The organism is Vandammella animalimorsus, assembly GCF_002288875.1.
In the GTDB taxonomy this organism is placed as follows: Bacteria; Pseudomonadota; Gammaproteobacteria; order Burkholderiales; family Burkholderiaceae_C; genus Lampropedia; species Lampropedia animalimorsus.
Genome location: NZ_NTBH01000007.1, coordinates 122,702 through 136,010 on the forward strand (window position 1 = coordinate 122,702; position 13,309 = coordinate 136,010).

The 13,309-nt window shown below is 63.2% G+C and carries 15 protein-coding genes; 7 read left to right on the forward strand and 8 right to left on the reverse strand.

The window, feature by feature from the left end; genetic code table 11:
• Positions 1-16: 16 nt before the first annotated feature.
• From CLI93_RS11000 to CLI93_RS11015, 4 genes are all read right to left on the reverse strand, one after another.
• Complete coding sequence (locus CLI93_RS11000; protein WP_095995890.1) at positions 17-1,408, reverse strand: carboxylesterase family protein; 1,392 nt, start codon at positions 1,406-1,408, stop codon at positions 17-19.
• Positions 1,409-1,411: 3 nt separating this feature from the next.
• A complete protein-coding gene (locus CLI93_RS11005; RefSeq protein ID WP_095542591.1) occupies positions 1,412-2,650 on the reverse strand; it encodes an acyl-CoA dehydrogenase family protein in 1,239 nt (412 codons plus the stop codon).
• 321 nt (positions 2,651-2,971) lie between these two features.
• A complete protein-coding gene (locus tag CLI93_RS11010) occupies positions 2,972-4,018 on the reverse strand; it encodes a 2,5-dihydroxypyridine 5,6-dioxygenase NicX family protein (protein ID WP_095542590.1) in 1,047 nt (348 codons plus the stop codon).
• Between the two features lie 59 nt (positions 4,019-4,077).
• Complete coding sequence (locus CLI93_RS11015) at positions 4,078-4,656, reverse strand: flavin reductase family protein (protein WP_238945822.1); 579 nt, start codon at positions 4,654-4,656, stop codon at positions 4,078-4,080.
• Positions 4,657-4,926: 270 nt separating this feature from the next.
• Here CLI93_RS11015 and CLI93_RS11020 point away from each other — a divergent pair, with 270 nt between their 5' ends.
• A complete protein-coding gene (locus tag CLI93_RS11020; protein ID WP_095542589.1) occupies positions 4,927-5,244 on the forward strand; it encodes a Dabb family protein in 318 nt (105 codons plus the stop codon).
• A 204-nt stretch (positions 5,245-5,448) separates the two neighbouring features.
• Positions 5,449-6,042 carry a hypothetical protein gene (locus CLI93_RS11025; RefSeq protein WP_143327007.1) on the forward strand — a complete coding sequence of 198 codons (594 nt, stop codon included), beginning with the start codon at positions 5,449-5,451 and terminating at the stop codon, positions 6,040-6,042.
• Positions 6,043-6,195: 153 nt separating this feature from the next.
• On the opposite strand, the gene murA is transcribed toward CLI93_RS11025, so the two are convergent.
• The 4 genes from murA to CLI93_RS11045 all read right to left on the reverse strand — a co-directional run bounded on the left by murA (position 6,196) and on the right by CLI93_RS11045 (position 9,601).
• The gene (gene murA, locus CLI93_RS11030) at positions 6,196-7,482 is read right to left on the reverse strand and encodes a UDP-N-acetylglucosamine 1-carboxyvinyltransferase (RefSeq protein WP_095995891.1); all 1,287 of its coding nucleotides are present in this window, start codon (positions 7,480-7,482) and stop codon (positions 6,196-6,198) included.
• A gap of 23 nt (positions 7,483-7,505) precedes the next feature.
• A complete protein-coding gene (locus tag CLI93_RS11035; protein ID WP_095542586.1) occupies positions 7,506-7,754 on the reverse strand; it encodes a BolA family protein in 249 nt (82 codons plus the stop codon).
• A gap of 65 nt (positions 7,755-7,819) precedes the next feature.
• Positions 7,820-8,599 carry an ABC transporter permease gene (locus CLI93_RS11040; RefSeq protein WP_095542585.1) on the reverse strand — a complete coding sequence of 260 codons (780 nt, stop codon included), beginning with the start codon at positions 8,597-8,599 and terminating at the stop codon, positions 7,820-7,822.
• 75 nt (positions 8,600-8,674) lie between these two features.
• Positions 8,675-9,601 carry an ABC transporter ATP-binding protein gene (locus CLI93_RS11045; RefSeq protein WP_095542584.1) on the reverse strand — a complete coding sequence of 309 codons (927 nt, stop codon included), beginning with the start codon at positions 9,599-9,601 and terminating at the stop codon, positions 8,675-8,677.
• Between the two features lie 171 nt (positions 9,602-9,772).
• Here CLI93_RS11045 and CLI93_RS11050 point away from each other — a divergent pair, with 171 nt between their 5' ends.
• From CLI93_RS11050 to CLI93_RS11070, 5 genes are all read left to right on the forward strand, one after another.
• Positions 9,773-10,270: a hypothetical protein gene (locus CLI93_RS11050; RefSeq protein ID WP_095542583.1), complete on the forward strand. Its 498-nt coding sequence runs from the start codon at positions 9,773-9,775 to the stop codon at positions 10,268-10,270.
• Entirely contained in the window at positions 10,267-11,334 is a 1,068-nt protein-coding gene (leuB, locus tag CLI93_RS11055; RefSeq protein WP_095542582.1) for a 3-isopropylmalate dehydrogenase, read from the forward strand. Before CLI93_RS11050 ends, leuB begins: the two co-directional genes overlap by 4 nt.
• A gap of 45 nt (positions 11,335-11,379) precedes the next feature.
• Positions 11,380-12,063 (forward strand): exopolysaccharide biosynthesis protein, encoded by a 684-nt coding sequence (locus CLI93_RS11060; RefSeq protein WP_095542581.1) that lies wholly within the window; start codon positions 11,380-11,382, stop codon positions 12,061-12,063.
• A 547-nt stretch (positions 12,064-12,610) separates the two neighbouring features.
• A complete protein-coding gene (locus CLI93_RS11065) occupies positions 12,611-12,808 on the forward strand; it encodes a hypothetical protein (protein ID WP_095542580.1) in 198 nt (65 codons plus the stop codon).
• Positions 12,805-13,218, forward strand: coding sequence for a hypothetical protein (locus tag CLI93_RS11070; RefSeq protein ID WP_095542579.1), 414 nt, complete (start codon positions 12,805-12,807; stop codon positions 13,216-13,218). Before CLI93_RS11065 ends, CLI93_RS11070 begins: the two co-directional genes overlap by 4 nt.
• Positions 13,219-13,309 lie beyond the last annotated feature (91 nt).

Sequence of the window (13,309 nt, forward strand, 5' to 3'; positions counted from 1 at the left end):
GACAGAACCCTTTCTTTCAAGTGGCAAAAGGCACGCCGTTTGCAGGCGCGTGGGGCGCAAGGTCGCGCACGGTAAAACTCACAATCTCGGCCATCCAATGGCGTGACACCGCCTCAAGCATCTCCAGCCGCAGGCCAGCCAGCATGGGCGCATCCGCCCAGGCACTCAACTGGCCGAATTGAAAAGGCAGATCCAGACAGTGCCCGCTATGGAAACCGTCCAGCGGGCTTTCCAACGTAAACCGTGCCAATTGCACTGACTTGCCCAATTGCCGCAACTGTTTTGCGTATTCATGCGGGAAACGCTGGAACTGCCGCCACGACGCGGCAGCAACCAGTTGACGGTACGGGGACAGCCCACTTTGCGCCCCCAAGAATCGCCCGTGCCGGCACAAGCTGGGAGGCAAATCGGCCGCGGGCCAGCTCGCCAGCGCCTCATCGACCTGTTGTTGCGTTACCTGCCGCTGCGCTGGTGTTTGAAAAAAGAAAGCTGCGCATTCATCGGCCGTATGGCGCAAATACACGGCCCGGGCGTGGCATGCCTGAGCCGCCCAGCCTGGCTCCAGCAGGCCCTGCGGCAGGCCCGCACTGGCCACTGGCAAAAAAGCCGCCGCTGCATACCCCAAACGAAAAGCTTCGTGGGGCAAGGCACTCAGGCCGGCACGCAATACCAGCGCAGCTGGCGCTGAATGCAAATCAGCGCCTCCACTGCTCAGATCGGCGACGCGCGCTGCTGCCGCAGCAGTCACCATGCGCTGGCGTTCGGTTGGCCAAGGCTGTCTCACCCCCATGCTCAGCAGCGCCACGCGATCGAGCATTCCACGAGCCTGCGGCAGCACCGACAGCAGATGCGCATACCAGCCGCCAGCGGACTGCCCCATCAGCGTGATGCGGCCGGCATCACCGCCATAGGCATGCACATGCTCGGCGACCCACTGCAACGCCAGCAACAGATCGGCTGCAGGCAATGGCAGCTCATGCGCTTGCGGCCATCCCAAATGCCCCAGCGCGCCAATCCGGTAATTGACATTCACCACCACCAATCCTTGGGCCGCCAGGCGGGTGGCGTCGTACCAGGCCATGCTGCCGCCCCCGGTCATCCACGCCCCGCCATGAATGAACAGCAAAACAGGCAGACCCTGGGCCTGCGCAGGCGCCCAGACGTTCAGAAAAAAGGCATCTTCGTCCTGCGGGTTGGCTCCCCCCTCGCCCATGGCTGCTGTCAGCCGGCTCGGCAGTTGGGGGAACACGGGCACTTGCTGCAGGCACTGCACCGACAATTGCCCGCCGGCCGCCTCGGCAGGCGCAAAGCGCCTGGGCGCATGTGCATAGCGCAGGCCATACCAAGCCTGGACGTCCACGCCATCGACCCGGGCCTGGGATGAGGGGAAAGCTACGACCGTGCGCATCGTTTACAGCTTCAATGAAATATAGGGCGTGCCCGTCAGCGCATTGCCGTGCAGCTCATACCCCATCGGGGCAGTGATGGAGGCATGGCGGGTGCCCGTATTGATGTCACGCCACATGCGGCCCAACAGACTGCTTTCGGCAAAAGCGGCTGTGCCATGCAACCAGCACAAATCGTTGACGGCATCGACCAATTCATGTCCAGCATGGCCAATGCCCCCCCGATGCGCGGCCCGGTATTCCAGCGGCATGGGGACGACGCCGCACGCGGCCGCATCAATCGCATCGGCTGCGCGCTCCAGCAGCAGGCGCGCGCCATCCACCTTGGCACTGACCATGCCCAGGTTTTGCACAAATGCCCCCGAGTCGATTTGCCGTTTGTAGTGGGTATAGGTGATGCCACGCTTGCCAGCCAGCTCGACGACGTGATCGAGCGCAGCATAGGCAGCGCCCAGCGAGGGGGCCTGGATCGTGGTGGACATGGTCAGATGCGGTGTCAGCCGACGCCCGAAGGTCGCCGAGCCATCCTGCTCCATTCCGGGGCCCATCAATTGCTCAAAGGTGATGACCCGATCTCTGGGCACCCAGAGGTTTTCGGTCGCCATGGTGTTGGAACCCGAGCCGCGCATGCCGATCGTGAACCAGGTGTCTTCCAGCCTGTATTCGCTGCGGTGCATCAGCACAAAGCCCACCTGCGGCACAGTCTGGTTCGCTGGTGCCGCCTCGGAATCCTGGATGAACAGAATGCCCAGCGCCCACTCGGCATGGCTGCTGTTGGAGGCAAATGGCCACTTGCCGGTAATACGCCAGCCATCACCATCTGGCGTGGCCGTGCCCTGTGGTTGCGCAAAAATGGAGGCTGCGCGAATCGGCCCATTGGCAAAGACCTCGTCGAGCACTGCATCGCCAAAGCGGTTGGCCAGCATGACCGAGCCGTTGGAGATGACTACGCACCAGGCAGCCGCAGGATCGTAATAGGCCACCGTCCTGGCCACATCCAGCAGCATGCGCGCCCCGCCCTCGTAGCCACCATAGCGCTTGAGCGCAGAAATGCGCCACACATCGGCCTGCTCCAGCGCCTCGACGCTGGCCAGGGGCAAATCCCGCTCGCGATCGGCAATCACCGCCTGCTCTCGCAGTCGCGCTCCGACCTGATGCACGCGCTCAATCAGTTCTGCCGTCGCATCGGGCACAGGCGCCTGAGTGACAATCAGGCGTTGATGGGTTGCAGTCACATCGGTCATAGCCTCTCCTTCCTTGTCAATCATCTTCAATCGAATCTCGCGAGAACAGGCCCTGGGGATGCTCTGCACGAATCGCCGCGTCGTGTGCATTTGCGGATTCGGGCAGCCCGCTTCGTGACTCATCCTCGCAATGGCCGAGGCCGTTGCTGCGCCTCGCGCCTCGCACTCCATCCCGAACCGCAACGCACCCTGGCCGCTGGATTCGTGCAGAGCCCCCCTGTATGTTGTCCCGCAGGCGCCTGCCCACAATCGAACCGATGGCTTTCGCGTCGGGGCAAGGCGCAGTTTGATGTGCAGGCATTTGCAGCAGACAGCAGCACACTAGGCCAATACCCCTTGCAGCACACCTTCGCGCACCACCTCTTGCCCGTCCAGGCTCACCGTGCAATTGCGCATGGGGTAATCGAAGTGGCAGGACGTAAAGCGCCCAGCGGCCGGATTGGCTCCGGTGGAGATCAGAAAATTACCGGCAAAGGCGCGCAGTTCCGTACCGTTCGTATCGCGCTTGTCATACATCACCAATGCATCCCAACGCGCCGCTGGCGCCATGCCCCAACCCACGTGGCTGATAGCATAGGCATCACGACCTTCCCAACTGCTGTAGTACGAGCACAGCAATTGCGCGTCCAGTCCATCGCCCTCTATGGCAACGACGAAGTCGTTCTCGATGCGCAGCGTCACCGGCGCCTCCAGATAGCGCTTGAAGGTCAGATTCACATCCCCACAATCGAGCACCAGCGTGCCGTTGACGCTGCCATTGCTGGGATAGCAAATGCACAGGCCTGCAGGCCAATAGCCAAAACTGCCTGGACGATCCGCAATGCCGGCGCTGCCCCGGCCAGGCACCTGTGTCAAGTCCACCGTCAGATCCGTGCCGGCACGGGATGTGACGCGCATGGTGCGGGCATCGGTAATCATCTGCGCGCCCAGCTGGCATTTCTCATGCACCACGGGACAAGGCTTGAGCCGCTCCAGAATCTCCGGGTGCTCGTTGCTGATCATCATGATGCGCGCGCCCCTGGCCAGCAAAGCCGTGCGCTCCACCGCATGCAGCAAACCCTCCACCGTGCAATCGACGATGAAGTCACTGGAAGACAAGGCCGCAATGACCGGCTCCAGACCCTCGATGGCCAGTGAGGTGCCCGTGGAGCGCAACGGCGCCGCCTCCTTCAGCCGCGGCGAGGGCAAGCGGACATGAAACACCTTCGCCCCCATTTGCTCAAGCGCCAGCTCAGCCAGCTCCACCAACACCGAGCGCGACTGCGACTCCGACAAAATTGCCGCCACCTCGCCGCGCCGCACTTTGCACAAACCGAACACCTGCACAAAGTCGGCAACCCATTTGCCTTCCACACGCTCGATCAACATCACGCACCCCCTTCGCCGTCCCTGGCCTCGATAGCAAAAACAATCGGCAGACCCACCCATTAAGGCGCACCACCCGCACAAGACGCCTGCTGCACCGGTGGCATCAAATGGGTGAATCGAGAGCAGTGAAACACCAGCGGATCCACCGCTTCATCAATGCGAAAGTCGTGCACCAGCAGCTGCACGGCATCGTGGTCCCCCGCATCGTGCAAGGCATGCACGCTGCAATCGAACCAGACCGAAGCCCCTTCGATCCGCACAGCCCCCATCGGAGTCTCCCGCGTTGGCACTCCGCAAAACCGCACATCCTTGTCGCGACAGGCCAACTGCCGGCAAATGGCCGCATGCCTAGCCCCCAGGATGGACACGCCCAACCGAGGAGCTCGAACAAGCGCCCTCCAGGTCGATGAGCCCTTTTGCACAAAAACACCAGCCAACGGAGGATCCAATGAGACCCCCACCGTGAAGCTCGATGCGACCAGCACCTGCAAGCGCCCCTCGCACCGTGCCGCAATGGCCGCCACTCCCGAAGGAAAGCGGCTGAACGCATCTCGCACCCGCTTGCCATCAAGCATCACCGACTTGCACATCTCCCCCACCCCTTCCATCAGACACATCCCCAACATCCATACATTCATGACGATCGAAAGATTAATGCAATAAGCAAATACGCAAAACAGGGGTTAACACCTAACTCCCCATGCGCCAAAGATGTCAACATCAACCTAAGAATTGGAACAGCGTCCGCTCCAATCAGAGAGACGCCTTTTTGGTCTTTGGCAAAGAATGTCTTCCAACTATGACGATCGCAACAATATCGATGAACACATTTTTTCTGCATCATGCAGACAATCCCAAGGCGACAAGCCCTCCTCTGTAATGTCGCCGCCGCTACAAGGAGATCCCCGATGCAACTACACATCGTCCTGATGGCCTTCCACGCCACTCCATCCGACGAGCTGCAGCAGCACATCGACACTGCATTCCGGCGCATGCCCGCCCTTTGCGAAGGCCTGCTTCGCTATGAATTGGTGAAAAACCATTCCTCCACCTCCGCCCAGTACAGCCATGCCCTGCTTTCCGTCTTTGCCAGCCCTGGCCACCTCAGCGCCTATCGCGTCAGCCCTGAACACGATGCCTTGATGCAACTGCTCAAGCCCCATGTCCGGGAAATCGTCGTGCTCGACACTCCCTGGCCCGCCAGCCTGTCCACACTGCCCGCCTGAAGCCAGGGTCGTTCGGTGCCTGGCCCATGGCCTCAGTCGGCTGCAATGGGCGCGCGCCTGCGCTCTTGGCAAGCCTAAACCCTTGATGAACGCGGGCTTCAGGCTTGATTTAAAGGTCACGGCCTATCATCGGTTCTTTATGCGCTGCCTGGGCTCCGGCTTGGGTGCCACGCTCTCATTCAACATACTTTGGAGGATTTCCCCATGAACCGTGCATTCCTGCTGGCGTTTCTGGTTGGTCTTGGCGCTACTGCCTGTGGCGGCGGCTCGGACAGCCCTGCTCCCGCTCCGGCCCCTGCTCCCGCACCGGCACCGGCGCCCACACCTGCGCCGACGCCTGCGCCCACCCCGGCACCGACACCTGCGCCAGCGCCAGGCCCGCAGCAGCCTGCGGCAGCTTTGTTCGACTACTCGGGCACCTGGAGGGAGCACGATGAACGCTGCGAGTGGAGCAGCGCCGGTTACTACAAATGGGATGTGGATGTGGTGACGAAGAAGTCCGCCACCTTCTTCGAGCGCCAAGAGCACACCCTGGCCTACAACAACCCGCAGTGCACGGGCACGGTGTTGCACACCATCCCGAAAGAGGTGGAATACCTGAGCGTAGTGGGCCAGGGCCAGCTGGCCGATGGCACGCGCGTGGACTTGATCGACGAGAAGCGCCACCCCAATGGCCCGGTGGTCGAGAAGTGCGTGGCCGTCATTCAGGATGGCAAGCTGTTCTCCGAGTGCCATGATGCGCCTCGTGGTTACCCCACGTATGTGGAGCGCCATGAGTGGGACGTGCGTCTGCCCTGATGATGATGCTGATGGCCTGATGCCTTTGGCCGGCCAGCGCCGGTGCAAGGCATCGCAGTGGCCAGAGGCTGCTGCCCAGACGTGAAAAAAGCGGCTTTGCCTGTGGGCAAGCCGCTTTTTTCATGCGCACAGGCCGGCGCAGCGCTGCAGACCTCAACAAGCCGTGTTGCTGCGCTCAATGTCCGCGCCCAGGCCGCGCAGTTTGGCTTCGATGGCTTCGTAGCCCCTGTCTAGGTGGTGCAGCTCGCCCACGATGGTCTGGCCATCGGCCACCAGGCCGGCGATAACCAGGCAGGCCGAGGCGCGCAGATCGGTGGAGCTGACGGCCGCGCCGCTGAGCTGGGCGCCGCCTTCAATGACGGCGACCTTGCCATCGGCCTGGATGTGCGCGCCCAGGCGCGCCAATTCGCTGACGTGCATGAAGCGGTTCTCGAAGATGGTTTCGGTGATGGTCGAGATGCCCTGCGCCACGCAGTTGAGCGCCATGAACTGCGCCTGCATGTCGGTCGGGAAGCCCGGGTATTCGGTGGTGCGGAAGCTTTGCGCCGTGAGCTTGCCCGAGGCCGCGCCCGGGCTGCGCACGCGGATGCCCTGCGGCTTGCACTCGATGTCCACGCCCATGTCGCGCAGTTTGTCCAGCACGGCGCCCAGGTGCTCGCATCGCGCGCCGCGCAAGAACACGTCGCCGCCGGTGGCGGCCACAGCGCACAGGAAGGTGCCCGCTTCGATGCGGTCGGCCACCACGCTGTGGCTGCAGCCCTGCAGTTGCTCCACGCCCTGGATGCGCAAGGTGGCTGTGCCATGGCCTTCGATGCGCGCGCCCATGGCAATGAGCATCTCGGCCAGGTCGATGATTTCGGGCTCCAGCGCGGCATTGCTCAACACGGTTTCGCCCTCGGCCAGCACGGCGGCCATGAGCAGGTTTTCCGTGCCGGTGACGGTGACCATCTCGGTGGTGATGCGCGCGCCGCGCAGCCGCGACATGCCCTGGGGCAGGCGCGCGACGATGTTGCCGTGCTCGACCGCAATCTCCGCCCCCATGGCCTGCAGGCCGCGGATGTGTTGGTCCACCGGGCGCGAGCCGATGGCGCAGCCGCCGGGCAGGGCCACGGTGGCGCGGCCGGTGCGCGCCATCAGCGGCCCCAGCGCCAGGATGGATGCGCGCATGCTGCGCACCAGCTCATAAGGGGCTTCGGGCTCGCCCAGCTGTTGCGCCCGCAAGCGCACCGTACCCTGGGCATCGTGCTCGGCCTGCACGCCCATGTGCTGCAGCAGCTGCAGCATGGTGCGCACGTCCTGCAGGCGCGGAACGTTGTGCAGCGTCACGGCCTCGCTGGTGAGCAAGGCTGCACACAGCAACGGCAGCGCCGCATTCTTGGCGCCGGAGATGGGCACTTCGCCCTGCAGGGCGCGGCCGCCACGGATCAACAGTTGTTGCATGGTCTTTGTTCAATCGGCAAAGGTTATTGCGCGTTTTGCTGGGCTTGCCACTGCGCGGGCGTGAGCGTTTTCATCGACAGGGCGTGCACCTCATCGGTGTGCAGGCGCTGGCCCAAAGTGGCATAGACCAAACGCTGGCGCTGGATCAGCCCCAAGCCTTCGAAGGCGGGTGAGACGATGGTGGCAAACCAATGGCGGCCATCGCCTTGCAGCTCGATGTGCTGGCATTCGAGGCCTTGCTGGATCAGCGATTGAAGTTCTTCGGCGGTCATGGCAGAGGCAATGTGTGTGTGAGTGAACGGGGCGAGGGCAGCAGGCCTTGGGCGGCGCGCGGCCATCAATGGCGGATTTTGTAGCCGATCTTGAGCAGGTGCAGCGCCAGCCAGCTCGTCAGCGCCCAGGCGCCGCCGGTGATGACCAGGCTCAGCAGCGGCGAGAAATCGCTGTGGCCCAGAAAGCCGTAACGGAAACCGTCGATCATGTAGAAGAACGGGTTGAGGTGGCTGATGCCCTGCCACAGCGCTGGCAGCGAGTTGATGGAGTAGAACACGCCGGAGAGGAATGTCATCGGCATGATGAGAAAGTTCTGGAAGGCGGCGAGCTGATCGAACTTGTCGGCCCACAACCCGGCGATCAAGCCCAGCGTGCCCAGCAGGCCAGCGCCGATGATGGCAAACAGCAGCGCCCATAGCGGATGGGCCAGGCGCAAGGAAGTGAACAGCAACGTCACCAGCATCACCCCCAACCCAACGGCCAGGCCGCGCAGGATGGAGGAGCCGACAAAAGCCACATACCAGGCGCGATGCGACAGCGGCGTGAGCAGCAAGAACACCAGGTTGCCGGTGATCTTGCTCTGAATCAGCGAGGAGGAGCTGTTGGCAAAGGCGTTTTGCAGCACGCTCATCATCACCAGGCCCGGCACCAGAAAGCTGGTGTAGTTCAGCCCGCCATAGACGGTGACGCGGCCATCGAGCACGTGGCCAAAGATCATCAGGTACAGCAGCGCCGTGAGCACCGGCGCTGCGATGGTTTGGAAAGCCACGCGCCAGAAGCGCTTGACCTCCTTGATCAGCAGCATCTGCCAGCCAAAGGAAGGTGGGGCGGGGGTCGGGGGCATGTTCGATGGAAAAGGCAAAGAGCAAGAGGGGCTGGGGTGGCGCCAGGCCTGGCGGCCAGCGCGGGCAGGATGGGGTCAGTGGCCGCTGCCGTCTGGCGACTCGCCCATGATGGAGACGAACACATCTTCCAGATCGGCGCGGCGGATTTCCATGTCCTGCAGCTGCACACCCGCTTCGCGCAGCTGCGCCAGCAGCCGCTCCACATCACCGGGCTCGCGCGCCGGAATCTGCACCACGCGGCCAGTCACACGCGCCTGTGCCGCCAAGGCCTCGGGCAGCGGCTGATCGGTTTTGAACTGCAACACGCTTTGCGTGGCGGCCGCCAGCAAGGCGGTGGTGTCTTCCAGAGCGATGATGCGGCCGCGCTTGAGCATGGCAATGCGATGGCACAGGGCCTCGGCCTCCTCCAGGTAATGGGTGGTCAGCAGCACCGTATGGCCTTCGCGGTTGAGGCGGTCGATGAAGTGCCACAGCGTCTGGCGCAGTTCCACATCGACACCGGCGGTGGGCTCGTCCAGTACGATGATCGGCGGCTTGTGCACCAGCGCCTGCGCCACCAGCACGCGGCGCTTCATGCCGCCCGAGAGCTGGCGCATGTTGGCATCGGCCTTGTCGCTCAGCCCCAGGTGGTGCAGCAACTCTTCAATCCAGGCCTCATTGCGGCGCACGCCGAAATAACCGGACTGAAAGCGCAGCGTCTCACGCACCGAGAAGAATGGGTCAAAGGCCAGCTCCTGCGGCACGATGCCCAGCCGGCGGCGCGCCTGAGCGTAGTCTTGCTGCACGTCGAAGCCTTGCACCGTCACTGTGCCCGAAGTGGCCTTGGCCAGTCCAGCCAGAATGGCAATCAGCGAGGTCTTGCCCGCGCCGTTGGGCCCCAGCAGGCCAAGAAATTCGCCTTCGCGAATCTCCAGGCTGACCTCATGCAAGGCCTGAAAAGGGCCACGCGGCGTGGGATAGATCTTGCTGACGGACTGAAAGGAAACGGCGGCATGGGTCATGGTGGGCGCCGATTGTAGGTCAAGGCCTGATCTGCCGCCCTGCCCGCCCGCAACCGGGCATGGATCGGCCAGGCGCAACCGATACAATGCCCCGCGCATGATGCCCAGGCCCGGTCGCCGCTGCCTGTTCGCCCATTTTTTCCAGCCATCTTCGTGCCTGCCCCACCTGTTTTGCCATCCCGGCCCGCCGCCCGACCCAAGCGGCAGCGCACGCGCTCCTGGCTGAGTGGCGGCGCCAGCCACGTCCGTTACGACCATCGCCAGCGCCCTGCACAGCTCGATGTGCGCTGCCCACGCTGTGGCCAGCGCGCGCTGGCCACGCCGCCGCCGGCCCTGCTCGATGCCATGCCCGATGTGCGCATCGCCGCTGACGGCAACGCCTTGTGGGACCAGCCGTTTGACCTGCGCTGCACCGCCTGCCTGTATCGCGCGCAGGGCGTGGCCTACGCCCAGTTGCCTCCGCTGTTTCACCAAATCAGCGTCGGCGGCCGCACCCTGTGGGCCTGGAACAGCGAGCACCTGGACATGATTGCCCAGGCCCTGCAAGGCCGGGACGTGCGCCGCCACCCCTATGGCTTTTTTGCCACCTACATCCAGCGTGGTTGGATGCTGTGGCGCCACAAATTCATCCACGCCATTTCCCAACACCAACGAAAGCACAGCACATGAAAATCGCCATCCTCCCCGGTGACGGCATCGGCACCGAAATCGTCGCCGAAGCCGTCAAGGTGCTCCAGGCCCTGGGCCTGCCGCTCGAAATGGAGCAAGCCCTGGTCGGCGGCGCGGCCTACGCCGCGCACGGCCACCCGCTGCCCGAGGCCACGCTGAAGCTGGCCAAGCAAGCCGACGCCATCCTGTTCGGCGCCGTGGGCGACTTCAAGTACGACACGCTGGAGCGCCACCTGCGCCCCGAGCAGGCCATCCTGGGCCTGCGCAAGGAGCTGGGCCTGTTTGCCAACTTCCGCCCCGCCATCTGCTATGAGCAGCTCACCCACGCCTCCAGCCTCAAGCCCGAGCTGGTGGCCGGGCTGGACATCCTCATCATCCGCGAGCTCACGGGTGACATCTATTTCGGCCAGCCGCGCGGGCGCCGCACCGCCAGCGACGGGCACTTCCCCGGCAGCGAGGAAGCCTTTGACACCATGCGCTACAGCCGGCCCGAGATCGAGCGCATCGCCCACGTAGCCTTCCAGGCCGCACGCAAGCGCGGCAAAAAAGTGCTGTCGGTGGACAAGGCCAACGTGCTGGAGACCTTCCAGTTCTGGCGCGACGTGATGACTGAAGTGCACCAGCAATACCCGGACGTGCAGCTCGAACACATGTACGTGGACAACGCCGCCATGCAACTGGTCAAGGCGCCCAAGAACATCGACGTGCTCGTCACCGGCAACATGTTCGGCGACATCTTGAGCGACGAGGCCGCCATGCTCACCGGCTCCATCGGCATGCTGCCCAGCGCCAGCCTGAACGAGAAAAACCAGGGCCTGTACGAGCCCAGCCACGGCAGCGCGCCCGACATCGCCGGCAAGGGCATTGCCAACCCGCTGGCCACCATCCTCAGCGCCGCAATGATGCTGCGCTACTCGCTGAACCAGCCCGAGGCGGCCGAGCGCATCGAGGCCGCCGTCAAGAAAGTGCTGGCCAGCGGCCTGCGCACGGCCGACATCTACAGCGAAGGCACGAAAAAAGTCGGCACCGCCGAAATGGGCGACGCCGTGCGCGCCGCGCTGTAAAAGCCTGTTCAAGGCACACACGCAAGCCCGCAGCATCAGAACGCCATGAGCAACGCCCTGCCCCCAACGCCAGAACCGCCCCAGCCCGCCGCCCAGGGTCACACCGCCAGCCCCGGCCCAGCCGGCCAGCTCTCGGCCAGCGAAGTGCTGGTGCAACTGCTGACGCGGCTGGACAAGCCTTCGTTCTCGGTGCGCGAGCTCATGGCCTTAATGGGCGACAAAGGCCTGCTGATGCTTTGCGCGCTCATGACGCTGCCCTTTCTTTTCCCGGTCTCCATCCCGGGCGTATCCACCGTGTTCGGCTGCGCCATCTTGCTCATTGCGCTGTCCATCAGCCTGGGCCGGCTGCCCTGGTTGCCGCCCTTCATCGCCGACCGCCAGCTCAGCGCCGATCGGCTGCGCCCAGTATTGCAGCGCGGCCTGGGCGTGTTGCGCAGGCTGGATGCCATCCTCAAACCGCTGCGCATGCACCGCCTCACCGGCGGCCCCATGCGCAACCTCAACGGCCTGGCCATCATGTTTGCCGCCGTGCTGCTGATGCTGCCGTTGGGCCTGGTGCCGTTCTCCAATACCCTGCCGGGCATCGCCATTTTGCTGCTGTCGCTGGGCGTGGCCCAGCGCGATGGCCTGCTGGTGCTGGGCGGCTACCTGGTCACGCTGGGCTCGGTGGTGTACTTCGGGCTACTGGCCTGGGCTGCCTGGAAAGCCGGCAGCCATTTCTTCATCTGATCTTCATCTGATGAATGGCCCACACGCAAAAAAGCCAAGCCCGCAAGCTTGGCTTTTTCATTCTGGTGGGCCCCCTGGGAGTCGAACCCAGCACCAACGGATTATGAGTCCGACGGCAATATGTTTTAAATCAATGGGTTATGCCGATTTTTCCCGCAAAGAAAGATTGCCTCTTGCCTAGGGCTATTGTCCTTTTGCGGGAACGCTTTGGCGCTCCGGCCAACCACCCGAAGCCCGCTTGAGGCGGGCTTTGCTGTGCCCACTGCTCGGGCGGCATGCGAGCAAGGCCCAAAATCATTGATCAGTTATTGTTCCATGTCGTGCCGCTATAGGGCCGACCGCGGCAGATAGTGATCTGCCCAGCCTGGGGCCAGCGCCAGGGCACCACATGGTCTGTTCAGTTTTTGCGCAGACCACTGGCTTTGTACTGGCGATCGCCAGCGGCCGCCAGAGGCCGCCAGCCATCGCCAATAGTCGCTGAAACTGCGGAAAAAGCCGGAAATGGATAGAATTTATCTCCGATTATCAATCCAACCGGAGCCTGAAAATGAAGCAACGCCCCATGCACATCATGCGCCCGGTCAAGCGCGAGGTGCTTTCTGCGCGCCAATACCAAAAGCTGGCGCAAACTCAGCCACATCTCATTGAACGCTCGCGCTTCATCCCGCCAAGCATTGGCAGCCCAGGCTTTGGCCGCTTTGACGTGGTGTACTCTGTGCCCATGTTGCGACCGCAATCGGCATGAACAAGAAACTGAGCAGCGTGCCTACGCCGCAAACCCCGCAAATCAGCGAACAAACCTTGCAACGCATGTTGGCGCTGCAGGAGTCAAAGATCGCCCTTGAGCTCAAGCAAACAGAGCTGGCCAGCAAGGAAATCGATCACAACTCCAGCATTGCAGACAAAAGCATTGCGGCACAAGCGGCCGACCGCAAGGATGAGCGCGCAGTGCAACGAGCAATGCACCTGCACCGATTGGTCTTTGCTGGATTTGTGGTGCTGGTTGTCGTGGCCCTGATCATTGTGGCGCTGCTCAACGACAAAGACGCGATCGTGCTGGATCTGACAAAAGTCATCTTTGGCTTTGTTGGTGGATGGGGTGCCTCTGCCGCGTGGCGATCGCGGCAAAAAAGCCCCCCGCCTGATGCGGATTAACTCCGCAATCCTGCGCTCAAGCCCGCCATCAGCGGGCTTTTCTTTGGCTGCTGCTTGGGGTATCATGCGCCTGCCTCGCAAGAGGCGTGGG